Here is a 25,216-nt window from a genome sequence, read left to right as displayed (position 1 = left end):
TTACATTCTTGGAAGATAAAACTACGCATTTTTCACAATTAATTTGGCGGCCAATTCACTGGCACCTTTCCCGCCCAATTTCTCTTTTAACAATGTGTAGTCGGACAACATACGCTCCCGCTCGGCCCCACCTACTATTTTGGAAAGTTCTCTTTTCAAGTTTTTTGTTGATAAATCATTTTGTATCAATTCTTTAACAACCTCTCTTTTCATAATCAGGTTTACCAAGGAAATATAATCCAACGTGATTATTCGTTTGGCAATTTGATAGGAAATCCAATTTCCTTTGTAGCACACCACTTGAGGGATGCCAAAAAGAGCGGTTTCCAAAGTCGCGGTTCCGCTTGTGACCATCGCAGCATGGGAATGTTTTAAAAGCGTATAAGTTTTGTTGGAAACGTATTCCACTTTATCGCCTTTAAGAAATGGCGTGTAAAAATCATCGGGCAGACTGGGAGCACCTGCGATTACAAATTGATACGATGGAAAATCCTTTTTTACGGAAAGCATTACCTCCAACATTTTTTGTACTTCTTGCTTTCTGCTCCCGGGAAGCAATGCTATTAAGGGTTTTTTGGGGTCCAGTCCGTTTTCTTTTCTAAAGGTTTCATTATCCTGTAGCGGTGTATTTTCTATGGCGTCAATAAGGGGGTGCCCCACAAAGTGTACTGGATAACCGTGTTTTTTCTCGTAAAAGTCCTTTTCAAAAGGAAGGATTACGAACATATTGTCAATGTCACGTTTTATTTTTTTAATTCTACTTTCTCTTGATGCCCAAATTTGAGGTGAAATGTAATAATTAGTCTTAAAGCCATGTTCTTTGGCCCATTTGGCAATCCTTAGGTTAAAACCGGAGAAATCAATAAAAATAACCACATCTGGATTAAATTCTTGGATGTCCTCCTTGCAATAGGCAATATTTTTGAAGATGGTGGGGATGTTCATAAGCACCTCCAAAAACCCCATAAAGGCCATATCCTTGTAATGTTTTGCCAATTCTCCGCCAGCTTGTTGCATCAAATCACCGCCCCAACAACGAATCGTCGCCGAGGTATCCTCTTTTTTAAGGGCCTTGATCAAATTGGAACCGTGCAGGTCCCCCGATGCTTCACCAGCTATGATGTAATATTTCATTGACAAGTATCAAGTTCAAGTGTCAAGTTCAAGTATCAAGTCCAAAAGTTTTCAGTGAAACCGTTTAATCTTGAACTAGCTCATGTGTTTTCCGTTTTTTACAACATCACTTTGTACAACAATATAACCAAAGCCGTTACCAAAGTGGCCAACATAACCCCCTTGGCCCGTTGATCTCTTTTGATTCGTAAAAATCCAAAAAACGCCACTAAGTTCAAGATGGCGCCCAATGCCAATAAGCTGCCAATATGGCCTTGCTCTATAGCGGCATTAAAGGTTTCAACCATGTCCAAATCGGAAAACATGAGAATGTAGAGCAAAGTGCCAAAGGTATTTGCAATGATCCCTACGATAAATCCTATGATGATTTCTTTCTTATTGTTCATTTAAGTTCCAGTTGTTTATTTGTGGTATGGCGTGGTGTGCCGTGAGGTCGAACTGGGTGGGCACTATCGAAATGTAGCCCTGTGCCAAAGCCCATTCGTCGGTGTCCTCGCCTTTGTCCAAAAGTTCAAATTCTCCCGTTAACCAATAATAATCCTTTCCAGAAGGACTAGTTCTTTTGTCAAATTCCTCTTTCCAATTACCACGTGCCTGCCTGCATATCCTTATTCCTTTGGGTACTGTTTCCGTTTTCGGGATGTTTACATTCAACACAGTTCCCTTTGGGATTCCGTTGGTCAACGCTTCGGAAACAATTTTTTTGATGGAACCCGACGCAGGCTCAAAATTGGCATCCCAAGAATAGTCGCACAACGAAAATCCAATAGCAGGGATACCTTCGATACCTGCCTCAATGGCTGCGCTCATGGTTCCTGAGTAAATCACATTGATAGACGAATTGGACCCGTGGTTGATGCCGCTTACACAAATGTCGGGTTTTCTGTCCAAAATTACCCGAAGTGCCAATTTTACACAATCGGCAGGGGTTCCACTGCAACTGTACTCGCTCGGCGCACCTTCTTTATGGTCAACGACCACCTTTTTGGAAAACAGGGTGCTGTCAACGGTAATGGCGTGCCCCATGCCACTTTGCGGGCTGTCGGGAGCCACTACCACAACATCTCCAAGTTCTTTCATGGAGCGGATTAACGCTCTAAGGCCTGGAGCTGTGATTCCATCATCGTTGGTAACCAGAATAAGCGGTTTTTCCATGTTGGATAATTTAAGCCATAAAAATACGTTTTTCATAAGGATATGAAGCCTTGGGCGTTTAACAAAAAATTAAATGCCATGGAAATGACTGGCACGGTTTTTTCTGTATCTTAGAGAATTCATACAAGTAGAAACGATGGGTGATGTAATGAAGATTTGACAGTATGATGTCAGATTATTTCGCTCTAGAAAAATCACATTATGAAAAAGAACTTTATTTTGGCACTTTTGGTTATTCTTGTTGCAGTTGCCTCCTGCAGTTTTACCAATAAGTCTTTTGATAACGACGACAAGGATAAATTTTTATTGGAACTGATTTCCTACGTTTTGGAAAAAGGGCATTATGAGCCCAAAGAAGTCAACGATAGCTTCAGCTCCAATGTTTTTGATGATTTTATAGACATCATCGACCCTACCAAAAGATACTTTCTAAAAAGTGACATCAGGGAATTTGAAAAATACAGGTTTATGATCGATGATGAGATCAGAAATACCGATATTGAATTTTTCAATACCGTATACCAGCGTTTAATGGTACGAATGGATGAAGCCAAGGGTATTTATAAAGAAGTACTAGCTACGCCTTTTGACTATACGCTTGATGAATCCATTGAAATCGATTATGACGAACAAGATTTTGCGGCCAACAAAAAAGAACTTAAGGAACGTTGGAGAAAACAGCTAAAGTACAATACCCTAAACGTTTTTGACAATAAGATAGACAATATTATCTCCGATGCAAATCAGGAAGCAGCTTCGAATTCCGATGGGATATTGGCTTTTAATGATATTCCTAGCACTGTTGATAAGGTAACTACAGAGGAAGAGGCAAGAGAAGTAACCAAAAACACCTTGGACGAATTTTTCGATTTTGTGGGTGATTTGGAACGAAAAGATTGGTTTGTACAATACTTGAACACCATTGTAGAGGAGTTTGACCCCCACACTTTTTACTTTGCTCCTGAAGAAAAGGAAAAATTTGACATTGGTATGTCCGGTAAGTTTGAAGGTATCGGAGCCCGATTGCAGAAAAAGCCTGAAGGAGCCAAAATCGTGGAAATTATTTCCGGTGGCCCCGTTTGGAGAGATCAGTCGCTTGAAGTTGGAGATCAAATACTCAAAGTGGGGCAAGAGGGTGAGGAGCCTATCAATATTGTGGGCATGCGATTGGAAGATGCCATTAAATTGATCAAGGGCCCAGAGGGAACCGTGGTTGATTTGACAGTAAGAAAAGTAGACGGAACCATTGAAACGGTTTCGATAACCAGAGATGTTGTGGAATTGGAGGAATCCTACGCTAAATCAGCAACTATTGATGCTGGTGAACAAAAGTATGGATTGATCAATCTTCCAAAATTCTATGTGGATTTTGAAGATTACTCCGAAAGAAACGCAGCAACCGATGTGGCCAAGGAATTGGAACGTTTAAAAGAAGCAGGCGCAGAAGGAATTATTTTGGATTTGCGCGACAACGGTGGAGGATCTTTAAAAACGGTTGTCGAAATGGCAGGATTGTTCATTAAGGATGGACCTATCGTTCAGGTTCGTTCCTCTGGCCAACGCAAAGAAGTTCACGAGGACAAGGATGAGCGTATCCAGTGGGATGGACCATTGGTTATCTTGGTGAACGAACTATCCGCCTCCGCCTCGGAAATATTGGCCGCTGCCATGCAAGATTACAAAAGAGCGGTAATCATTGGAAGCAAACAAACTTTCGGAAAGGGAACCGTTCAAAATGTAATTCCTTTGGACAATATTGTAAGGGGCAACGAACACGGAGATTTGGGAGCCATTAAATTGACAACCCAAAAATTCTACCGAATCAACGGTGGGTCTACCCAGTTGGAAGGTGTAAAGAGCGATATCGTGGTTCCGGACCGGTACAGTTATATAGATCTTGGGGAACGTGACCAGCAAAACCCACTTGGATGGGATAAAATTACCCCTGCGGATTACGAAGTTTGGGATGGCTATATTGATTTTGATGAAGCCGTAAAAAACAGTAAAGAACGTATGGCGAAAAATGAGCAGATCAAGCTTATTGAGGAAAATGCCAAATGGTTGAAAGAGCAGCAAGATGAAAACACCATTTCCCTTAAATACGATGCTTATGTAAGCAAAGAACAAGAAGCCAAAAAGCGTTCAGAAAAGTTCAAGAGCCTGAGGGATTACGATTCCAAACTGTCTTTTAGCTCCTTGCAATACGAGAAGGAGCTATTTACCCAAGATTCTGTTCTCAGGGAAAAAAGAGATAGATGGCATAAAGACCTAGCACGAGACATTTATGTTGAAGAAGCTGTGAACGTGCTAAAAGATCTTCACAAGAACAATATCAAGAGAGAAGAAAATAAATTGGCTAGCGTAAAAGGATAGTCGTTTATAAAAAATAGTATTAAAAGCCAACTCTTATGGGTTGGCTTTTTTTATGCAACTTTACGAACTCGTCTTGAGTTGTCATATTCAGGCGAAAATTAAAGATTTTGTGCCAGGAAGAAGGCTTTTTTGAACCAGATAGCGGCTACGGGGCGAGAAAAAGACAAAATGCGGGTGCAAAAGATAAATTTGCAGCAAATATCGGGAACTCCAGGCGAGTTCTATCAGTACAATAGTTGACTAAATGAAGAACAGAACAATTTATGCCCTGCTCATAACACTATGTGTTATTGGCTTCTGGTTGTTTGAAAATTTCTACACCCCGGCAACCTATTCCAATCCAAATGGAGCAAAGGGAGACTTGGTCCATACCGATTTTTTACCCTATTCCACAACAGGCGAAGTAGTGCAACATGCCTACTATACACTTTCTTATAGTGAACCCCACGAACAGGCAGAGTGGGTGGCATACACCCTTAAAAGGGAACATCTTACCTATGAGGATAGGGAACGCCCCTATTTTATTGAAGATCCAAAGGTGAAAACAAAATCGGCAGATTGGTGGAATTACAGAGGTTCTGGGTACGATAGGGGGCATTTGCTTCCTGCTGGTGACCGACGGTTTTCTGAACAGGCCTATAACGAGACTTTTTATACAAGCAACATAAGTCCGCAGAACAAATACTTTAATGCTGGGATTTGGAACCGATTGGAACAAAAAGTACGTTATTGGTGCAAAAAATATGGCGATTTAATTGTCGTCACCGGAGGTGTATTGGAAAATGGTTTAGAAGAGATTGGGAGCGAGGATATAGATGTGCCGAACTCTTTTTACAAGATTGTGTTGAAAGGTAATGGTGGAGGAGCGCAAGTACTGGCATTTTTGATTCCAGCAGAAGAAAGTCAAGAACCACTTCAAAACTTTGTAGTGCCCGTTGATGAAATCGAGGAGAAAACAGGCATTGATTTTTTTCAAAACCAACCTGAAAACTGGCAATCAGCAATGGAAGCTCGGGTTGATACCCAAGATTGGAAATTTTAAATACCGTCCTTCAAGCGGTTGGAATCCAGTTTTAGAAAGATGAACAATAGCATCGTAAAAAAGATCAATCCAGAACCTCCATAACTAAAAAAGGGCAGTGGAACCCCAATGGTAGGTAACAGTCCGATCACCATTCCAATATTGATGAAATAGTGGAACACCAAAATCGAAATCACCCCATAACCATACATTCGACTAAAGTCGCTTTTTTGTCGTTCTGCGATATAAATCAACCGCAAAAAAAATAAGGAAAACAATAGAATTACGGCAGAAGTGCCTAAAAACCCCCATTCTTCGCCCACCGAGCTAAATATATAATCCGTATGCTGCTCGGGCACAAAATCCCCTTTGGTCCGTGTACCCTCCATAAATCCTTTTCCGGTAAAACCGCCCGATTCGATGGCTTTTTCGGATTGATAGGTGTTGTAGCCAATGGTCTGTCGGATTTCATCAAGCTTTTCTTCGTCCTTTTCCAAACTCAACCATAAAGAAAAACGATCTCTGTGACGTTGTTCAAATACATTTTCAAACACAAAATTTACAGATAGGGAAAAGAGTATCGAAACAACAATCACCCCAACAACGGGGAGTATTGGAATTTTTACGGATGCCTTTTTGAATGTGTAGATCAATAGGGTTAAAATGATCAATCCTATGGTGACCCAAACAGTTCCGAACATTAAAGTTGTAGCAAATAAAACGACCGAAAAAATGAGGATGCCCAAGTAATAGATGGGAAAACCTTCTCTAAATAGCACAAAAAAGAGAGAAAAGTAAATAAGTGAGCTTCCTGGATCGGGCTGTGGCAATATCAATAACGCGGGCAATAAGATAATGATCAAGGCATAAATTTGATGCTTTCTTGTCCGAATATCCGTTTGGATGTCGCTTAAAAACTTGGCTAGTGCCAAGGAGGTTGCCACTTTCGCCAACTCCGAAGGTTGAAGGTTAAAAAAACCAAGGTCGTACCAAGAAGTTGCCCCAGCTATGGTTCTTCCGAAAACAAACAAGCCCAAAAGCAAAACAATCGAAACAATATAGAAGATTGAGGCAAAGCGCTCAAAAAATTGGGATTCCACAAAGAGCACGAAGATGATACCCAAAGCGGCAAGGCCTATAAAAAAAAGCTGTTTGCCGTATAAAGTGGAAAAATCAAAAATGGAAGTACTGGCTTCGCCCACCGATGTGGAGTAAATATTGATCCAACCAATAAAAACCAAAATTGCGTAGAGGATTACGGTAATCCAATCCAATCTGCCAAAAGGCCCCCTACCACTCATATTCGTTTATTTCAAAAGGTTCGCCACTATATGGTTTGGCATACTCGTGTTCCAATGTTTTTTCCAGCATGCGCTTTTCTAAATCTTTTCGGGTAATCTCCCCTTTAATGTATTTTTCTATCAAAAGTGAGGCAATGTGACCCGCATAGCGTGATCCGTAATACCCATTTTCAATATAGACCGCTAGGGCAATTTGAGGATTTTCTATAGGTGCAAAGGCCACAAAAACCGAATGATCCGTAAGTTGCATGCGTTCACCATTGACCCGGATATAATTTTCCACAGTACCTGTTTTTCCAGCTATCTCAATACCTGGAATTTGGACCCACCTTGCTGTTCCATAATTATACACATTGGCCATGCCCTCAATTACAGGTTCAAAATGTTTTCTGTCTATGGTGGTGTATCGGGGCTCGGTGTATTTAGGGTCTATTTTTCCATTGTTGCCAACACTTTTAATAATGTGAGGGGTATAAAAATAGCCTCGGTTAGCAATGGCAGCTGTCATGTTGGCCAATTGTAAGGGTGTGGCAGCAATTTCCCCTTGCCCTATGGAATTGGATATAATGGTGGATGCTGCCCATCTGCCATCTCCGTACCATTTATCATAATAAGCCACATCTGGAATCCTTCCAGGGGCGCCTGTGGGAAGGTCAGTGCCTAAAAAATCGCCCAGGCCAAAACTTTTCATGTGCTTTTCCCACATATCCATGCCTTTGTCGGTAGTCTCGTATTTGTCAAAAATCTTTCGGAACACACCGGCAAAATAAGCATTGCACGATTGGTAAATACCTGAATTTAAATCTCGAATTCCACCACCACAATGACATCCCCTGAGCGTATTGCCTACATAGAACCCGTGATAGCACCTAAACTTGGTTTGGGTATCTATTACCCCTTCTTGCAGGCCCACCAAGGCATTAAGTGTTTTAAAAGGTGATCCAGGGGAAGGCTGTGCTAAAATAGAACGGTCCCATGTAGGTTTGGATATGGTATCATAATGTAGTTTGCTATAATTTTCGGAACGTTCCCTGCCTACCAAAAGGGCGGGGTCGTAGGTCGGGCCCGAAATCATGGCCAATATTTCTCCTGATTTGGGTTCAATGGCCACAATGCCCCCACGTTTGCCGTGCATCAATTTTTCCCCATACTCCTGCAGAGTCTTGTCCAAGGTAATGTGAATCTCTTTGCCCTGTTTGGGAAGGGTGTCCAATTTTCCGTCTTTGTAAGGCCCAATATCCCTGTTAAAACGGTCTTTCTGAATATGCTTGACACCTTTTTGGCCTCTCAATATTTCTTCATATTGCTTTTCAATACCTGTACGTCCTTTTAATTCTCCGGCAACATAATACGGATTGTTTTTGAGGTCCCATTCGTTTACCTCACTAATGTAGCCCAGTACATTGGCCGCACTTTTGGTGTTGTAATAGCGCAACGACCTCTTTTGGATATAAAAGCCGGTAAAGTGCCGCATTTTTTCCTGAAGCTTGGCATAATCCTCTTTGGAGAGCTGGGGTACCAAAACAGAGGGCAGCCGAGGAGAATAAATTCTCGCTTTTTCCATTTTGGAAAGGAATTCAAGTTTATCAATACCCAAAAGACTGCAAAATTCCAGAGTGTCCAAAGGTTTTACTTCCCTTGGTATGACCATAACGTCGTATGCAGGTTGATTGCCTACCAATAGTTTGCCGTCCCTGTCGTAAATATAGCCTCTTTCAGGATAGTCGTAGACTTTTTTTATGGCGGGATCATCCAATATTTGATCGGGCGAAAACCGAAACAATTGAAGATAGGATAACCTGCCAATAAATGTGAATCCTATAAGTACAACAATGGATGACAGCAATAATTTCTTCATGACCAACCTAAATTCTAGGGCTTCTTAATATACACCAACGATAAAAACTACGTTTTTATTCGCTTTTTGGACTAAAAAGTGAACTGAATAATACACAAAGTATTAAAGTTACAATACCTGTGGCGAAAACTTTCTTCAAAATTAATAGGATATGGGCGATACTTAAAATTTCAAACGAAAAGAATATTAGATGATGGATAAAAACGAGCAAAGCCATAAAGGTGATACGCTGTACCTTGGTGGTGTTCTTAAAGCTGAAACTTTGAAAATCGTAGTTTACGCCAAAACAAAACCGCATAATGGCGGGTCGCGCATAGGCAATGGTAACCGACGCCAATGCATTCAAGGCAAGGGTGTCAGAAAAAATATCGATGACCAGCCCCAATAAAAATGCTATAAGCATAAAAAGTGCCCTGTTCCCTTTGATGGGGTACCAATAAAAGAAAATCACATAGACAAAAGGATTTATAAAACCCAGAAAGTTGAGATTGTTAAATATCAAAATCTGTGTGATGACCAACAACACAAATCGCAGCATATTTATGATCAGGGTATTGTTCATTCTATGGTTCTGGATTCTAATTCCTCAATCTCCTCTTTGTCTTTATTCTCTATAAGATATACATTTTTGATGTTGGCCATATCCGAAAACAGTTCCACATCGATATCGTAAAAGCTCTTTGATGCGTTCAAGTCGTATTTTTTAATGATTCCAATGGGAACGTTTTCTGGAAAAATACTGGACATGCCCCCAGTTACAATAGTGTCGCCAACGACCAAGGGAACCAAGCGGGGAATGTCAATCAATTGTACAACCTTATAATCTTTAGTGTCCCAAATCAAGGAACCAAAGTATTCGGTGCCCTTAATTTTTGCGTTGATGTTGGATTTGGTGTTCAGCACACTTTGTACCGTGGCAAAATTATTGGAGACATTCTCTACGATTCCCAAAATTCCATCGGTGGTAATTACGCCCATATCTTGTTGTACCCCATCTTTCTCTCCTTTGTCAATTAAAACATAATTTCTGGGAGAGGTAAAACTATTCTTGATAAGCCTTGCGTCCAATACCTGATAGACGGCCAAAGTGGAATCCAAAGGTTCGATACTATCATATTGGGCGTTGAATAGCATTTTGCGTAACTGCTGATTTTCCTCGACCAATCGTTTATTTTCTTCTTGTAGATTAAAATATGAAGACACATCTGACCCAGCACCGTAAATACTTCCAGACACCCATCGGGATGAATTAAAAAATCTGGATTGATGATAGGAATGGGAGCGAATCGTCATCACCAATGCGATAAACGCAAAAAAAGCATACAAAAATGCATTTCGGTAGCGTAAAACAAAATTGATGATGCGTTGCATGCAATCGTATCGTTAAGAAGGTTTTTCAACTCCTTGAAGGTAATAGAACCGCAGAAAATACAAGTCTATTTTATTAAAATACTTTTATAGCGCTCCAAGTTTTTAAGAGCAATGCCCGTACCCCGCACAACGGCCCTCAAAGGATCTTCGGCGATGTACACGGGCAAATCGGTTTTTTGGGAAAGCCTTCTGTCCAAACCTCGGAGCATGGATCCACCACCTGCCAAATAAATACCTGTATTGTAAATATCCGCTGCAAGTTCGGGTGGGGTTTGTGACAAGGTTTCCATAACGGCATCCTCTACCCTTAAAATACTTTTGTCGAGTGCTTTGGCAATCTCTCTGTAGGAAACATGGACCTGTTTTGGTTTTCCCGTCAATAGGTCGCGGCCTTGTATGGATTTATCCTCTGGTGGGGATTTCAAATCCTCGGTAGCCGAACCAATCTCTATTTTGATGGCCTCGGCGGTGCTTTCGCCCACGTACAAGTTATGTTGGGTCCGCATATAGTAGATAATATCGTTGGTGAACACATCACCAGCAATTTTTACGGATTTGTCACAAACAATACCACCAAGTGCAATGACCGCAATCTCCGTAGTACCACCGCCTATATCCACGATCATGTTTCCTTTCGGTTGCATAATGTCCAGACCAATACCAATGGCAGCGGCCATTGGTTCGTGAATCAAGTATACTTCTTTACCGTTTACACGTTCAGCAGATTCGCGTACCGCACGCATTTCCACTTCAGTAATCCCAGAAGGAATACAAATGACCATGCGAAGTGCTGGCGGGAACCATTTTTTCTTGAGTGCCGGAATATTTTTGATGAACATACTGATCATCTTTTCCGAAGCATCGAAATCGGCAATTACCCCGTCTTTCAACGGTCGTATGGTTTTGATGTTTTCATGGGTTTTCCCCTGCATCATGTTGGCTTCGCGGCCCACCGCGATTATTTTCCCCGATACACGGTCCCTTGCCACAATGGAAGGACTGTCCACAACCACTTTGTCCAAGTGGATGATCAGGGTATTTGCAGTACCAAGGTCAATGGCAATTTCCTCGGTCATGAAATCAAAAAATCCCATACAAATTGTCTGTTTTTCGGATTAACGGTAAAATTTAACGGCTAAAGTACTAAAATTAATGTTTAAAATGTCTTGTACCCGTCATCACCATGGCCAATCCATTTTCGTTGCAATAATCGATGCTCAATTGATCCTTGATTGACCCCCCGGGTTGAATCACACTTTTAATGCCCGCGTTGTCCGCAATTTCCACACAATCGGGAAAGGGGAAGAACGCATCGCTGGCCATAACCGCACCGTTCAAATCAAAGTTAAAGGATTGTGCTTTGTGGATGGCTTGGTTCAATGCATCAACACGCGATGTTTGCCCAGTTCCGCTTGCACACAATTGTTTGTTCTTCGCCAAAACAATGGTATTACTTTTAGTGTGCTTGCACAATTTAGAGGCAAAAATCAAGTCCTCAATTTCTTCTGGAGTTGGCTTTTTGTCGGTCACGGGGTTCAGATCCTCCTTTGTGTCGGTTTTGGAATCCTTATCCTGGACCAAAACACCGTTCAAGCAAGTTCTCACCAAAGTGTCTGGCAAGTCAATTTCATTTTGGACAAGAATAATTCGATTCTTCTTGCCTTTCAAAACTTCCAAAGCATCATCCGCATAACCTGGAGCAATCACCACTTCACAGAACAATTTGTGAATTTCTTCGGCTGTAGGCTTGTCAATTTCAACATTGGAAATTAAAATACCACCAAAGGCTGAAACCGGGTCACCGGCCAATGCATCCACATAGGCTTTATGAATATTGCTTCGAGTGGCCAATCCACAGGCATTGTTGTGTTTTAAAATGGCAAAAGTCGGGTCATCGTTTTTAAACTCACCCATTAAGTTTACGGCAGCATCCACATCCAAAAGGTTGTTGTAGGACAGTTCCTTACCGTGAAGCTTGGAGAACATCGCATCAAAATCACCAAAAAAGAATCCTTTTTGATGTGGGTTTTCGCCGTAGCGCAATACCTGACCTTTGGTCTCGCTGATTTTTAATACGGTTTCTTCTTTCTCTTTGTTGAAGTAGTTGAAAATGGCCGTATCGTAATGTGAGGAAATATTGAAGGCCTTGGTTGCAAAACGTTTGCGGTCTTCCAAGCTAGTGCTTCCGTTTCCTTCGGAAATCACATTCAAAAAGTCTTCGTAATCCTCCATGGACGATACACAAAGCACATCTTTAAAGTTTTTGGCGGCGGCCCTGATGAGAGAGATGCCCCCTATGTCTATTTTTTCAATAATATCTTGTTCCGATGCGCCACTGGCAACGGTTTTTTCAAAAGGATAAAGATCTACGATCACAATGTCCAACTGTGGAATATCAAATTCCTTCATTTGGGAAACATCGCTCTCGTTGTCCTGTCTGTTCAAAATTCCACCAAAAACCTTTGGGTGCAGTGTTTTTACGCGTCCCCCCAAAATGGACGGGTAACTGGTAACATCCTCAACAGGTACCACGTTGATACCTAGATCACGGATAAATTTTTCGGTACCTCCTGTGGAATAAAGAGTTACACCAAGTTCGTCCAATTTTTTTACGATGGGTTCCAGTCCATCCTTATGAAATACGGAAATTAATGCGGCAGAGGCTTTTTTGGCAGTCATCTTCTATGTCTTAAAATCAATTTATTAAGCGCACAAAAGTACTTTTTTTGAAGCTAAAAAGCAGAACGGTTTATCAACAAAATGGGAGAAGTTTTACAAAATTTCAGCAACGTTTTGGTTGATGAATTCCAAAAAACGTTCATCTTCTTCCGTAAATGGGTCCTGCGTATTGGAGTCGATGTCGATTTGGCCCACATTTTCGCCATTCACGAACAACGGGACAACAATCTCTGCTTTTACTGTAATGCTGCAGGCAATATAATTGTCCTGCGCCGCTACATCGGGTACCACAAAGTTCTGATTGCTCACGGCAACCTGTCCGCAAATACCTTTGCCAAAGGGGATAATGGTGTGGTCGGTGGGAGTGCCAGCGTAGGGGCCCAATTTCAATTCTTCCTTGTCGCCATTTTTAAAGTAGAACCCGACCCAATCGTAATAATCGATATTATTGCGCAAAAGTTCACAGATTTCTCCCAAACGGGTATCTACTGATTTGTTTTCGTCTCTTACGATTTCAAGTACTTTGGGTTCCAATGATTTTAGCATGAGGTGATTTTTTTTGCAAATGTATTGAATAGTGGTTTTGTACAACAAAAGAAAGTAAGCTTACAGCCTAAAACAGATAAAGTTCTGTTAAGCAAAGCAATAAATGTTAATATTTTGTAGTTTTGTAGTCGGATGAAACAGTTTTTCCATCAAATAGGATCCTCGGTAATGGCACTTTTGCTTTTGGCCTCCACGGTTTCGTGGACGGTGGACAAGCATATTTGTATGGGCCGTGTGATGGATATTTCCTTTTTTGCCCATGCCGACGATTGTGGTATGGACTTGGATATGGAAAAATCGTGTTGTGATGATGAGTCGTTCACTGTTCAAGGTCAGGACGACCTTAAAATCTCCTTTGAAAATTTTAGTCTGGATCAACAAGTCTTTTTGGTAAGCTTTGTCCATACCTATTTTTAACTTTTCGAAATTGATCCCGGAGAACCAAGCTCGTTCAACGAGTACAACCCACCTCCGTTGATACGGGATGTACAGGTTCTAGATCAGACTTTCCTTATTTGATTTAACATAGATTGAATTTTCCCGATTCAAGTGATTGGGCAGCTGCGTTTATACGCGTTTTTGAGTTGATCTAATGTCTAAATCAAACCTTTATGCTGAACAAAAGCATTAAATTTTTAATAGAGAATAAATTGGTGGCCGTGTTGCTCCTGCTGGTTTTTATGGCATGGGGCATTGTAAGCACGCCTTTTAATTGGGATACTGGAGGTATTTTGCCCAGTAACCCTGTGGCCGTGGATGCCATTCCCGATATTGGGGAAAACCAACAGATCGTTTTCACCAAATGGCCCGGACGCTCCCCACAAGATATTGAAGATCAGATCACCTACCCGTTAACGACTTCTTTATTAGGTATTCCAGGGGTGAAGACCATCCGAAGTTCTTCCATGTTCGGGTTTTCTAGCATCTATATCATTTTTGAAGAGGATGTGGAGTTCTACTGGAGTCGCAGTCGCATTTTGGAAAAACTCAATTCACTCCCAAATAACTTATTGCCCGATGGTGTAAATCCGGCCTTGGGACCAGATGCCACAGCTTTGGGACAGATTTTTTGTACACTTTGGAGGGTCGCGATAAAAATGGCAATGTAACGGGTGGATGGGATTTGCAAGAGTTGCGCAGTGTACAGGATTACTACGTAAAATATGCGCTTTCTTCTGCATCGGGCGTATCTGAAGTAGCCTCCATCGGTGGTTTTGTGCAAGAATACCAAGTGGATGTGGACCCTGAACTGATGAAGCAGTACAATGTGGGGCTAGATCAGGTCGTCAAAGCCGTAAAGCAGAGCAATAGGGATATTGGGGCACAGACCTTGGAAATCAACAAAGCAGAATATTTGGTTCGTGGTCTCGGCTACATCAAATCGTTGGATGACATCAAAAATGCGGTTGTAATGGCTACAGACTATACCTCCATTCGCGTGCAGGATGTGGCCCATGTTTCTTTAGGGCCTGCCGTTCGTCGCGGAATTTTGGACAAGGAAGGAGCCGAAGTAGTTGGTGGTGTGGTTGTGGCCCGATATGGAGCCAATCCGTTGGAGGTCATCAACAATGTGAAAGATCAAATAAAAGAGTTGAGTGCGGGACTTCCATCGAAAGAATTGAAAGATGGGACCACCTCGCAATTGACCATTGTTCCCTTTTATGATAGAACGGAACTCATTCAAGAAACCTTGGGAACCTTGAACGAAGCCTTGACGCTCGAAATTCTCATCACTATTTTGGTCATTGTGGTCATGGTGTTCAACCTTCGAGCTTCTATTCTGATTTCTGGCCTGCTTCCCGTTGCTGTTCTTATGGTGTTTATCTCTATGAAGCTATTTGGGGTAGACGCCAATATTGTGGCCTTGTCAGGTATAGCCATCGCTATTGGAACCATGGTCGATGTTGGGGTCATTCTCTCCGAGAATATAATCCGGCACATGGATGAGAATGATCAAAATTTATCGACCAATGAGGTGGTGTATAATGCCACTTCCGAGGTTTCAGGAGCAATTTTAACGGCCGTATTGACCACGATTATCAGTTTTATACCCGTATTCACTATGGTCGGTGCCGAAGGAAAATTGTTCCGACCATTGGCCTTTACCAAGACCATGGCATTGACGGCCTCCATCATTGTAGCGCTCTTTTTGATTCCGCCTTTTGCAGCCATTATTTTTAAGAAGAAAAAACAAAATCCCATCTTTAAATATATGTGGAACGGTATTTTGATGGCATTAGGCTTGGTTGCCATCGGTTTCGGATATTGGTTGGGCTTGGCATTGCTGGTGTTTGGCGTTTTTGGAGTCCTCAAATTGAGGAAATTTATTGATGGGAAACAAGCTGGAATGCTCAACGTAGGTATCTGCCTTGGAACGATTGTTTTCTTATTGGCAAGCTATTGGAGACCTTTGGGCTTTGATCGTAGTATTGCCATCAATCTACTGTTTGTAAGTTTGATATGTGCTGTTTTATTAGGCGTATTTTACCTGTTCAGACAATATTACAGTCGCATTTTGACATGGGCATTGGAAAACAAACTGCTATTTCTTTCTATTCCTTCTGTAATCGTTGTCTTCGGATTTATGATCATGCGCGACACAGGGGAGGAATTTATGCCCTCGCTCAATGAAGGCTCATTCCTTTTGATGCCCACTTCCTTGCCCCATGCAGGAGTTGAAGAAAACAAAAGGGTGTTGCAACAGTTGGATATGGCCGTGGCCACTATTCCAGAGATTCAAACCGTAGTGGGAAAAGCAGGACGGACCGAATCCGCGTTGGATCCCGCACCACTTTCCATGTACGAGAATATTATCCAGTACCGTTCGGAGTATCAAAAAAATGATACAGGAAGTCCACAGCGATTCAAGGTTAATGCGGACGGTTATTTTGAATTGGGCAATGGAAAAGTGCTCGCCAATCCAAATTTGGAAGTCAGCAACGAACAAAAGTATGCTGAAAACCATGTAAGCGAACCATTGCGAATCGATAGGAAGCTTTTAATTCCCGATGATGATGATGGGGAGTATTTCCGTAATTGGCGTCCCGAGATCAAAAGTCCGGATGATATTTGGAACGAAATCGTAAAGGTCACCAAATTGCCAGGCGTTACTTCAGCACCCAAATTGCAACCTATTGAAACGCGTTTGGTGATGCTCCAAACAGGGATGCGCGCTCCGATGGGTATTAAGGTGAAAGGTCAGGATTTAAAGGAAATCGAAAACTTTGGCCTTCAATTGGAACCCATTTTAAAAGAAACTGCTGGGGTTAAGGATGAAGCCGTTTTTGCAGACCGAATCGTAGGGAAGCCCTATCTGCTCATCGATATTGACCGTGAAAAATTGGTGCGCTACGGACTTGTAATTGAAGATGTGCAACAAATTCTTGAGGTGGCCATTGGCGGTATGAATTTGACCCAAACCGTGGAAGGAAGGGAGCGCTATGGTGTTCGGGTGCGCTACCCAAGGGAACTTCGGGAAAACCCAACCGATTTGGAAAATATTTATGTTCCGGTGCAAAAAGGAAGTCCCGTTCCATTGAGCGAACTGGTAAGCATTCGATACGAGCAGGGACCACAAGCGATTAAGAGCGAAGACACCTTTTTGGTGGGCTATGTGCTATTTGATAAGCAAGATGGCTATGCAGAGGTCAATGTGGTGGAAAATGCACAGGCCAAGATTGAAGAAAAAATAGAAAGTGGCGAATTGGTGGTGCCAAAAGGCATCAGCTATAAATTTACCGGGACGTATGAGAACCAGTTGCGAGCCGAGAAAACCTTGTCCGTGGTGGTTCCCTTGGCATTGTTGATCATCTTCTTGATTCTTTATTTCCAGTTTAGGTCGGTTGCTACTTCCCTAATGGTTTTTTCTGGAATTACGGTGGCTTTTGCAGGTGGCTTTTTAATGATTTGGTTCTATGGTCAGGATTGGTTTCTAAACTTCAATTTTATGGGTGAGAACCTGCGTGACCTTTTCCAAATGCATACGATTAACCTGAGTGTGGCTGTCTGGGTCGGTTTTATTGCCCTGTTCGGTATTGCTACCGATGACGGGGTGGTGATGGCCACCTACCTTACCCAAACTTTTGACAAGAACAAACCCAACAATTTAAAAAGCATCCGTACCTCGGTACTGGAAGCAGGCGAAAAACGTATCCGGCCTTGTTTGATGACCACAGCGACCACCATTTTGGCACTTTTGCCCGTGCTTACCAGTACAGGAAGAGGGAGTGATATTATGATTCCGATGGCCATTCCAAGTTTTGGAGGGATGTTGATTGCATTGATCACCTTGTTTGTGGTGCCCGTGCTATTCAGTTGGAAAAGTGAGTTGCAACTTAAAATGCAAAACAGATGAAAAGGAGATTCATATACATTGTATTTGCCTTAACAGCTTTTGGGGTTAACGCCCAGTCCTTGGAAAGCTATTTGCAAGAAGCTGAGTTGAACAGTCCAAAGATTCAAGCCTTGGAACTTCGCTATAACATCGCAAAGGAAAAGGTGGTCGAAATGAACACTTTGCCCAATACCACCATAGCGGCAGGATATTTTGTGAGCGAACCAGAGACCAGGACAGGGGCACAGCGTGCCAGATTTTCGGTATCGCAAATGTTACCTTGGTTCGGAACGATCACCGCACGGGAAAACTATGCAAGTTCCATGGCGGAGACCGAGTATGCAGAAATTGTAATCGCCAAACGAAAATTGGCCTTGTCCGTGGCACAATCCTATTATGTGTTGTATGGAATTCAGTCGAAGCAAAAAGTGTTGCAGGAAAATATAGAACTGCTTAAAACCTACGAGACCTTGGCTTTGACCTCTGTTGAAGTGGGAAAGGCTTCCGCGGTTGATGTTTTAAAGCTTCAAATTCGTCAAAATGAATTGCAACAGCAGAAAGAAGTGCTGGAGCAATCCTACCTAGCAGAGCAGGCTGTCTTCAATAATTTGCTGCATCGAGATGAAAGTATTGGGGTTGAGGTGGTGGATGAAATGGATATTCCTGTGGATGAGCCCATTTTCAACAAAGACGATTTGAGCCTTAATCCAGAGTTACTCAAATATGATCAATTGTATGAATCGGTAACCCAATCGGAATTGCTCAACCAAAAGGAAAATGCTCCAAGTTTTGGGATAGGGTTGGATTATATACCTGTTTCGGAACGGGATGATATGGTTTTTAGCGATAACGGAAAGGATATTGTAATGCCGATGGTCACTTTTTCCGTTCCCATTTTCAACAATAAGTTTAAATCGACCACCAAACAGAACGAGCTTCGTCAAAAAGAGATTGAATTCCAAAAAGAAGAACGATTGAACGTGCTGGAAAATGCCTTTGCCAATGCCATTTCGCAACGGAACCAGGCACGCATTGCGCATCAAACCCAAGCAAAAAACCTAAAACAGGCCAAGGATGCCGAAGAAATCCTGATCAAGAACTACGAAACGGGCACCATCGACTTTAACGACGTGCTCGACATTCAAGAGCTGCAATTAAAGTTTCAGACCAATCAAATACAATCGGTGCAGTTGTATTATCTACAATCTGCCATCATCAATTATTTAATTAACAAGTAAATTTAAAATGTCAAAAAATGAGAACAAACATTAGAACTATTATCGGAATCGCATTCGCTTCAGTATTGGTACTTACGGTATCGTGCAAGGGAAAAACGGAAGAAGCAAAAGAAACTTCTACGGAAGCAACCATGGAACATGAAGGCCATGACATGGAAAAGATGGATCATGAAGGGCATGACATGGAAGGCATGGAAACTGCAAAAATGGAAGGCAAGGAATATACCTCCACATATGTGTGCCCAATGCATTGCGAGGGTAGTGGAAGTGATGAAGAGGGTAAATGCCCGGTTTGCGGGATGACCTATGTGTTGAACGAGGAGCACATGGCAGACGGACATACCCACAATTAATTAAAGTTTGAATTGTACCAGCGATGCGGATTAAAGTAAAAAATATGGTTTGCGATAGATGCAAAGGCGTTCTGAGACAAGAGTTTCAGAATGCGGGCATCAAGGTGGTACATATGGATTTGGGAGAAGTCCAATTTTATGACGGAGCCCAATATCAATTGGAGCGTATTCGGGAGATTTTGGTCAAAAATGGTTTTGAATTGATCGAGGGTGTTAATGAAAGTTATATAGCTGACATTAAAAAACACTTGATCAATGCTTTGGATGACGATTTGCACCGGAATCTCTCGAAATACCTGTCAGAAAAAATGAACAAAGATTATTCGGTGCTCAGTAAAATGTTCAGTGCCAAGGAGGGCCTGACCATTGAAAAGTACTTTATCCTCTTGAAAATTGAGCGGGTAAAGGAAGAAATCCAGATGGATAACAAGACATTTTCTGAAATAGCTTATGATTTGAACTATAAGAGCAGTAGCCATTTGGCCAAACAGTTTAAATCGATAACAGGAATGTCCATGAGTGAATACCGAAAAGTGCAAGATTGGAATCGGAGGCCTTTAGATCAAATTGTATAAAAGATACCCAGAATTGTGAAAAGCTTCCAGCTGGTGTTCAGTTAGTTTTGAAAAAAAAACAAACAAGATGAAACATACCTATCACATACACGGAATGAGCTGTAATGGCTGTAGAAATCATGTAGAAGGAACCCTTTCCAAAGTGGATGGGGTTACCGGGGTTGAGGTAAATCTGGAAAAAGCCGAGGCCGTGATTGAGATGGAGGAGCACATTCCAATTAAAAAGTTCGAGGAAGCTTTGGAAAAAGATGGAGGCGGTTACAGTATTCATGCCGAAGGCCACCATCATAAACCAAAGAAAAAAGAGAAAAAACCGGTTTCCAATGGAAATGGCACTTTTTATTGCCCAATGCAATGCGAGGGAGACAAAACCTATGATGAACCCGGCGATTGTCCTGTTTGTGGGATGGATTTGGTGGAGGAACAAAATACGTCCACGAGCTCCAAACAACAATGGACCTGTCCCATGCATCCCGAAGTGGTGGAAGATGGCCCAGGTTCCTGCCCAAAATGTGGAATGGAGTTGGTTCCCAAAGAACCGGAAGCCAGTGCAGAGGAAAAAACCTATAAAAAACTGCTCAAGAAATTTTGGGTAGCGGTAGCTTTTACGCTACCCATTTTCTTAATAGCCATGAGCGATATGATTCCCAGTAATCCGTTTCATGAGTTAATGGTGCCCAAATATTGGAATTGGGTTCAGTTTGTCCTATCGCTTCCCGTGGTTTTTTACGCCACATGGATGTTTTTTGAAAGAGCTTATCGAAGCATCAAAACGTGGAACCTGAACATGTTTACCTTGATTGGTATCGGTGCGGGCGTGGCTTTTATATTTAGTGTGCTCGCATTGTTGTACCCAGGATTTTTTCCTGACCAGTTCAAGGGGGAAACAGGTGCGGTTCACGTCTATTTTGAGGCAGCAACCGTAATTCTCACTTTGGTGCTTTTGGGCCAATTGTTAGAGGCTAGGGCGCACAGCAAAACCAATAATGCGGTAAAGGAACTATTGAAATTGGCCCCCAACAAAGCGATCAAAGTTGTGGATGGGGAAGAAGTTGAGGTAAGTATTGATGATATAGAAAAGGATGATATTCTCCGTGTGAAACCTGGTGAAAAAATTCCTGTGGACGGTATCATTACGGAAGGAGACACTTCAGTGGACGAATCCATGATCACAGGAGAGCCCATTCCAGTTGAAAAAGCAGTGGATGACAAAGTAAGCAGCGGAACCATCAATGGGAATCAAACCTTTTTGATGAAAGCTGAAAAAGTGGGTAGCGACACCTTGCTTTCACAAATCATCAAGATGGTGAACGAAGCTAGCCGAAGCCGTGCACCTATTCAAAATTTGGCCGATAAGGTATCCGCCTATTTTGTGCCAGCAGTTGTCATCATTTCTATTTTGACATTCGCTGTTTGGGCGATATGGGGTCCCCAACCAACCTATGTTTACGCCTTGATCAATGCCATTGCCGTATTGATTATCGCCTGTCCATGTGCACTCGGTCTCGCCACACCTATGTCCGTAATGGTAGGAGTAGGAAAAGGTGCCCAAAACGGAGTGTTGATCAAAAATGCCGAAGCTTTGGAGAAAATGGCCGATGTGGACACCCTGATCATTGATAAAACGGGTACCATCACCGAAGGCAAACCCACTTTTGATCATTTAGAGGTGTTTTCAGATGATTATTTAAAAGAAGAATTGCTGCAATATCTAGTGTCGGTAAATGCCAATAGCGAACACCCTTTGGCACAAGCGACGGTGAATTATGGCAAGGAAAAGGATGTTGAAATTCTAAAAACGGAATCTTTTAATGCCGTGACGGGTATGGGTGTTGAAGGCAAGATCAAGGATTTAGAGATTCAGTTGGGGAACATCAAATTGATGGAAAAAGCCAATGTTGACATCTCTGATGATATGAAGGATAAAGTCAAAAAAGCACAAGGGAAAGGTAAAACGGTTTCCTATTTGGCCATTGATGGTAAATGTCACGGTTTTGTGGCCATTGGAGATAAAATCAAGGAGACAAGTGCCAATGCCATCAAAGCAATTCAAGATAAGGGGATAAAGGTGATCATGCTTACGGGCGACAATGAAACGACCGCAAAAGCAGTAGCTGGTCAATTACATTTGGATGATTTTAAGGCCGAAACCTTGCCCGAAGATAAAATGAAGGAAGTGGAACAGCTTCAAAACAACGGCAGAGTGGTCGCCATGGCCGGTGATGGAATCAACGATGCGCCTGCCTTGGCCAAAAGCGATTTGGGTATTGCCATGGGCACGGGCACCGATGTGGCCATAGAAAGCGCCATGATCACTTTGGTAAAAGGCGACTTGCATGGCATTGTAAAAGCACGGAACCTTAGTGAGGCCGTGATGAAAAACATAAAACAAAACTTATTTTTTGCATTGATATACAACACCATTGGTGTTCCAGTAGCTGCAGGGGTGCTCTATCCCTTTTTTGGGATTTTGCTTTCGCCTATGATTGCGGCCCTGGCCATGAGCTTTAGCTCGGTGTCGGTTATAGCCAATGCATTGCGATTACGAACTAAATCAATCGACTAAAAATAAAATGGTAAAACGAACAACAGCGGTTAAGATTAGAAAAGCCCACAGATATTTGGGGATATTTTTGGGCATTCAATTCATCATGTGGACAGCTAGCGGACTCTACTTCAGCTGGACCGACATTGATGAAATTCACGGAGATCATTTCAGAAACATGGATTATCACCCCGTTGCATTTGATGGACTCATTGGGCTTTCACAAATCAATATTCCATCAAAGATAAATTCGTTGAGCCTAAAGGAAATAGCAGGTAAACCGTATTACTGGATCAATAACGAATATTTGGTAGATGCTAAAAACGGAAACATAAAAGAAGGTGTTTCGGAACAAGAGGCCTTGGCGGTAGCTGAGCGTCATATGTCAACAGAATTAAAAGTCAAAGGGGTTGAGATGATCCATGAGGCCGATAAGCATCATGAGTATCGGGAAAAGAAATTGCCTGCTTATGTGATTACGTATGATTCACCAGAAAACATTAAGGCCTACGTTTCGGAGGCCGATGGTTCGTTTCAAACGGTAAGACATCGAAATTGGAGATGGTTCGATTTTCTTTGGATGACCCACACGATGGATTATGAAAGTCGGGACAATTTTAATACCACCGTGCTTCGTGCTTTTTCCCTTTTGGGATTGATCACGGTACTGAGCGGATTTTTGCTTTGGTTTACCTCGTCGCCAACGATGAGGAAATTGGTTAAACGAAAAAAGTAACACGATGAAAAAGGAAAACATCATATACATTGGAATTGCGGTTGTGGTCGGGCTATTGGTCGGATACCTCATATTTGGGGGAAGTGCCGAGACTACAAACGAAACAGAGCATGACCACAGCACGGAAATTGCCTCGGGCGACATGTGGACCTGTTCCATGCACCCACAGATTATGCAACCGGAACCGGGATCTTGCCCCATTTGCGGGATGGATTTAATTCCGGCAGAAAGTAGTGGAGAGGGACTGATGGCGAATCAAATAAAAATGACCGAGAATGCCATGGTGTTAGCAGGCGTAGAAACCATTATGGTAGGTTCTGGAACAGCAGGAGAGGACCATGTTAAAGTTTCTGGTAAGGTTACTGTGAACCAAGAATCCGATGCAGTTCAATCGGCCTACTTTGATGGGCGGATTGAAAATATTTACATCAATTTTGAAGGAGAAACAGTGCGAAAAGGCCAAAAATTGGCCGCTATTTATGCCCCGGCTTTGGTTTCGGCCCAACAAGAGTTGTTGACCGCTGCCAATTTAAAGGAAACACAGCCCCAATTGTACAAAGCCGTTCGCAACAAATTGAAACTTTGGAAATTGTCCGAAACACAAATCAACGAAATCGAAAGCTCTGGCCTAGTGGTTGAAAATTTTCCGGTGTACTCCAATGTAAGCGGTGTAATCTCCGAAATTATGGTAGAGGAAGGCGATTACATCAAAACGGGTTCACCTTTGTTGAAAGTAGCCAATTTGAATTCGGTTTGGGCTATTTTTGATGCGTATGAAAACCAATTGAGCTTGTTTAAGGAAGGGCAAACGTTGAACGTGACCACCAAATCATACCCTAATGAAACATTCCCTGCCAAAGTTTCCTTTGTTGCTCCCACATTGAACAAGAATACAAGAACCTTGGAGGTTCGTGCAGAACTCGATAACCAAAAGGAGTTGCTTAAACCTGGAATGTTTGTACAGGCCGAAGTTGAGGTTTCAAACAATCAAAACGAATCGTTGACCATACCGGAAAGTTCGGTTTTGTGGACGGGAAAGCGTTCCTTGGTCTATGTACAGCCAAATCCGGACAATGCTATTTTTGAAATGCGCGAGGTGGAGCTCGGAAATTTGAGAAATGGCAGTTATGTGATCAATTCGGGCTTGAAACCGGGTGACTTAGTAGTGGCCAAAGGAACTTTTACGGTAGATGCCGCTGCCCAGTTGCAGGGCAAAAAATCCATGATGAATCAAGATGGAGCCAGAACCAGCATGAATCATGACGGGCATTCGGGTATGGGAAGTACCATGGAAATGAAATTTTCTAAAGAAGCACAATCAAAGTTCAACAACCTTTTAAATATTTATCTGGATTTGAAAGATGCCTTGGTTGCATCAGACCAAGAGCAAACACAAGTGTTGGCACAGCAGGGTACGGAAATTGCTTCAAAAATAAGCGGCTTGCCAATGGATGATATGGGCAAGAGTCACATATCAGAATTAGCCGAACAACTTTCAGAAATTGCTTCAAAAGATATTTTGCAGGCGCAACGGCAGGATTTTGTAGCGCTTTCCCAAAATATGATTCAGATAGGGCAACAAATGAATGAATTGGAAATAAAACTTTATGTACAGCATTGCCCCATGGCGAATAATGATAAAGGGGCCAATTGGCTCAGCTTGGAGGAAGAAATACGAAACCCCTACTATGGGGATGCTATGCTGACATGTGGTAGTGTGGTGGGAACAATCGACTAACTATTTTAGTTAATTTTTAGCCAAATAAAATCTACGGATTCAAATCTGAAATACATTTACCCCAACATTTAAATTATTGACTGATGAAACAAGCAAAGTCAAACGGAAAGTCATCTCCTGCAAAAACGGTAAACCCTGTTGCAAAGAAGACTGCCCAAGCTACTGGTAAGAAGAAGTAACTTGGTTTTTAGGTTCTCCCAGAGAACCGCACAAAAGAAAAGAAAAAGAAAACGCCCCGATGAAAATCGGGGCGTTCCTAT

General features: G+C 42.2%; 19 protein-coding genes and 1 pseudogene. 10 read left to right on the top strand and 10 right to left on the bottom strand.

Annotation, left to right across the window (positions count from 1 at the left end; genetic code table 11):
* Window positions 1–21 precede the first annotated feature (21 nt).
* The 3 genes from lpxB to surE form a co-directional block, all read right to left on the bottom strand.
* The gene (lpxB, locus tag AC13CC_RS10525; protein WP_482876737.1) at window positions 22–1,134 is read right to left on the bottom strand and encodes a lipid-A-disaccharide synthase; all 1,113 of its coding nucleotides are present in this window, start codon (window positions 1,132–1,134) and stop codon (window positions 22–24) included.
* A 98-nt stretch (window positions 1,135–1,232) separates the two neighbouring features.
* Entirely contained in the window at window positions 1,233–1,520 is a 288-nt protein-coding gene (locus AC13CC_RS10520; protein ID WP_482876736.1) for a hypothetical protein, read from the bottom strand.
* Window positions 1,510–2,289, bottom strand: a complete 780-nt coding sequence (gene surE, locus AC13CC_RS10515) for a 5'/3'-nucleotidase SurE (RefSeq protein ID WP_482876735.1) — start codon at window positions 2,287–2,289, stop codon at window positions 1,510–1,512. The genes AC13CC_RS10520 and surE overlap by 11 nt, the downstream gene beginning before the upstream one ends.
* Window positions 2,290–2,490: 201 nt before the next feature.
* Between surE and AC13CC_RS10510 the strand changes: the two genes are divergently transcribed.
* Both AC13CC_RS10510 and AC13CC_RS10505 read left to right on the top strand, forming a co-directional pair.
* The gene (locus AC13CC_RS10510) at window positions 2,491–4,662 is read left to right on the top strand and encodes a carboxy terminal-processing peptidase (RefSeq protein ID WP_482876734.1); all 2,172 of its coding nucleotides are present in this window, start codon (window positions 2,491–2,493) and stop codon (window positions 4,660–4,662) included.
* 244 nt (window positions 4,663–4,906) lie between these two features.
* A complete protein-coding gene (locus AC13CC_RS10505; protein ID WP_326277634.1) occupies window positions 4,907–5,704 on the top strand; it encodes a DNA/RNA non-specific endonuclease in 798 nt (265 codons plus the stop codon).
* Here AC13CC_RS10505 and rodA read toward each other — a convergent pair.
* The 7 genes from rodA to AC13CC_RS10470 form a co-directional block, all read right to left on the bottom strand.
* Window positions 5,701–6,984, bottom strand: coding sequence for a rod shape-determining protein RodA (gene rodA / locus AC13CC_RS10500; RefSeq protein ID WP_326277635.1), 1,284 nt, complete (start codon window positions 6,982–6,984; stop codon window positions 5,701–5,703). The two genes, AC13CC_RS10505 and rodA, sit on opposite strands and share 4 nt — an antisense overlap.
* Window positions 6,974–8,842 (bottom strand): peptidoglycan D,D-transpeptidase FtsI family protein, encoded by a 1,869-nt coding sequence (locus AC13CC_RS10495; protein WP_326277637.1) that lies wholly within the window; start codon window positions 8,840–8,842, stop codon window positions 6,974–6,976. Before AC13CC_RS10495 ends, rodA begins: the two co-directional genes overlap by 11 nt.
* A 55-nt stretch (window positions 8,843–8,897) precedes the next feature.
* Window positions 8,898–9,404 carry a rod shape-determining protein MreD gene (locus tag AC13CC_RS10490; protein ID WP_326277638.1) on the bottom strand — a complete coding sequence of 169 codons (507 nt, stop codon included), beginning with the start codon at window positions 9,402–9,404 and terminating at the stop codon, window positions 8,898–8,900.
* Window positions 9,401–10,213, bottom strand: coding sequence for a rod shape-determining protein MreC (mreC, locus tag AC13CC_RS10485; protein ID WP_326277640.1), 813 nt, complete (start codon window positions 10,211–10,213; stop codon window positions 9,401–9,403). Before mreC ends, AC13CC_RS10490 begins: the two co-directional genes overlap by 4 nt.
* Before the next feature lie 65 nt (window positions 10,214–10,278).
* Entirely contained in the window at window positions 10,279–11,307 is a 1,029-nt protein-coding gene (locus AC13CC_RS10480) for a rod shape-determining protein (RefSeq protein ID WP_293165385.1), read from the bottom strand.
* Window positions 11,308–11,362: 55 nt separating this feature from the next.
* On the bottom strand, window positions 11,363–12,892 hold the full coding sequence (gene purH, locus AC13CC_RS10475; protein ID WP_482876733.1) for a bifunctional phosphoribosylaminoimidazolecarboxamide formyltransferase/IMP cyclohydrolase: 1,530 nt from the start codon (window positions 12,890–12,892) through the stop codon (window positions 11,363–11,365).
* A 93-nt stretch (window positions 12,893–12,985) separates the two neighbouring features.
* Window positions 12,986–13,438: a GAF domain-containing protein gene (locus AC13CC_RS10470; protein WP_482876731.1), complete on the bottom strand. Its 453-nt coding sequence runs from the start codon at window positions 13,436–13,438 to the stop codon at window positions 12,986–12,988.
* A gap of 132 nt (window positions 13,439–13,570) precedes the next feature.
* Here AC13CC_RS10470 and AC13CC_RS10465 point away from each other — a divergent pair, with 132 nt between their 5' ends.
* The 8 genes and pseudogenes from AC13CC_RS10465 to AC13CC_RS10430 all read left to right on the top strand — a co-directional run bounded on the left by AC13CC_RS10465 (window position 13,571) and on the right by AC13CC_RS10430 (window position 24,956).
* Complete coding sequence (locus tag AC13CC_RS10465) at window positions 13,571–13,855, top strand: HYC_CC_PP family protein (protein WP_482876730.1); 285 nt, start codon at window positions 13,571–13,573, stop codon at window positions 13,853–13,855.
* Window positions 13,856–14,049: 194 nt separating this feature from the next.
* Window positions 14,050–17,792: pseudogene (locus tag AC13CC_RS10460) on the top strand (efflux RND transporter permease subunit).
* A complete protein-coding gene (locus tag AC13CC_RS10455; RefSeq protein ID WP_482876729.1) occupies window positions 17,789–19,009 on the top strand; it encodes a TolC family protein in 1,221 nt (406 codons plus the stop codon). Before AC13CC_RS10460 ends, AC13CC_RS10455 begins: the two are co-directional and overlap by 4 nt.
* Before the next feature lie 17 nt (window positions 19,010–19,026).
* Window positions 19,027–19,362: a heavy metal-binding domain-containing protein gene (locus tag AC13CC_RS10450; protein ID WP_067035618.1), complete on the top strand. Its 336-nt coding sequence runs from the start codon at window positions 19,027–19,029 to the stop codon at window positions 19,360–19,362.
* A gap of 23 nt (window positions 19,363–19,385) precedes the next feature.
* Window positions 19,386–19,937, top strand: a complete 552-nt coding sequence (locus tag AC13CC_RS10445) for a helix-turn-helix domain-containing protein (protein ID WP_482876728.1) — start codon at window positions 19,386–19,388, stop codon at window positions 19,935–19,937.
* Window positions 19,938–20,004: 67 nt separating this feature from the next.
* Window positions 20,005–22,503: a heavy metal translocating P-type ATPase gene (locus AC13CC_RS10440; protein ID WP_482876727.1), complete on the top strand. Its 2,499-nt coding sequence runs from the start codon at window positions 20,005–20,007 to the stop codon at window positions 22,501–22,503.
* Window positions 22,504–22,510: 7 nt separating this feature from the next.
* Entirely contained in the window at window positions 22,511–23,218 is a 708-nt protein-coding gene (locus tag AC13CC_RS10435) for a hypothetical protein (protein WP_482876726.1), read from the top strand.
* 4 nt (window positions 23,219–23,222) lie between these two features.
* Window positions 23,223–24,956, top strand: a complete 1,734-nt coding sequence (locus tag AC13CC_RS10430; protein WP_482876725.1) for an efflux RND transporter periplasmic adaptor subunit — start codon at window positions 23,223–23,225, stop codon at window positions 24,954–24,956.
* Window positions 24,957–25,216: the final 260 nt, after the last annotated feature.

The sequence above is a fragment of the Flagellimonas sp. L-11 genome, from assembly GCF_056857735.1.
Note: the sequence above shows the minus strand (reverse complement) of the source record. Positions and strands in the feature narration are given on the sequence as shown.

Bases quoted from the DNA above. Each gene is read 5' to 3' on its own strand.
- lpxB (WP_482876737.1), bottom strand. From the start codon at position 1,134: ATGAAATATTACATCATAGCTGGTGAAGCATCGGGGGACCTGCACGGT.
- AC13CC_RS10520 (WP_482876736.1), bottom strand. From the start codon at position 1,520: ATGAACAATAAGAAAGAAATCATCATAGGATTTATCGTAGGGATCATT.
- surE (WP_482876735.1), bottom strand. From the start codon at position 2,289: ATGGAAAAACCGCTTATTCTGGTTACCAACGATGATGGAATCACAGCT.
- AC13CC_RS10510 (WP_482876734.1), top strand. From the start codon at position 2,491: ATGAAAAAGAACTTTATTTTGGCACTTTTGGTTATTCTTGTTGCAGTT.
- AC13CC_RS10505 (WP_326277634.1), top strand. From the start codon at position 4,907: ATGAAGAACAGAACAATTTATGCCCTGCTCATAACACTATGTGTTATT.
- rodA (WP_326277635.1), bottom strand. From the start codon at position 6,984: ATGAGTGGTAGGGGGCCTTTTGGCAGATTGGATTGGATTACCGTAATC.
- AC13CC_RS10495 (WP_326277637.1), bottom strand. From the start codon at position 8,842: ATGAAGAAATTATTGCTGTCATCCATTGTTGTACTTATAGGATTCACA.
- AC13CC_RS10490 (WP_326277638.1), bottom strand. From the start codon at position 9,404: ATGAACAATACCCTGATCATAAATATGCTGCGATTTGTGTTGTTGGTC.
- mreC (WP_326277640.1), bottom strand. From the start codon at position 10,213: ATGCAACGCATCATCAATTTTGTTTTACGCTACCGAAATGCATTTTTG.
- AC13CC_RS10480 (WP_293165385.1), bottom strand. From the start codon at position 11,307: ATGGGATTTTTTGATTTCATGACCGAGGAAATTGCCATTGACCTTGGT.
- purH (WP_482876733.1), bottom strand. From the start codon at position 12,892: ATGACTGCCAAAAAAGCCTCTGCCGCATTAATTTCCGTATTTCATAAG.
- AC13CC_RS10470 (WP_482876731.1), bottom strand. From the start codon at position 13,438: ATGCTAAAATCATTGGAACCCAAAGTACTTGAAATCGTAAGAGACGAA.
- AC13CC_RS10465 (WP_482876730.1), top strand. From the start codon at position 13,571: ATGAAACAGTTTTTCCATCAAATAGGATCCTCGGTAATGGCACTTTTG.
- AC13CC_RS10455 (WP_482876729.1), top strand. From the start codon at position 17,789: ATGAAAAGGAGATTCATATACATTGTATTTGCCTTAACAGCTTTTGGG.
- AC13CC_RS10450 (WP_067035618.1), top strand. From the start codon at position 19,027: ATGAGAACAAACATTAGAACTATTATCGGAATCGCATTCGCTTCAGTA.
- AC13CC_RS10445 (WP_482876728.1), top strand. From the start codon at position 19,386: ATGCGGATTAAAGTAAAAAATATGGTTTGCGATAGATGCAAAGGCGTT.
- AC13CC_RS10440 (WP_482876727.1), top strand. From the start codon at position 20,005: ATGAAACATACCTATCACATACACGGAATGAGCTGTAATGGCTGTAGA.
- AC13CC_RS10435 (WP_482876726.1), top strand. From the start codon at position 22,511: ATGGTAAAACGAACAACAGCGGTTAAGATTAGAAAAGCCCACAGATAT.
- AC13CC_RS10430 (WP_482876725.1), top strand. From the start codon at position 23,223: ATGAAAAAGGAAAACATCATATACATTGGAATTGCGGTTGTGGTCGGG.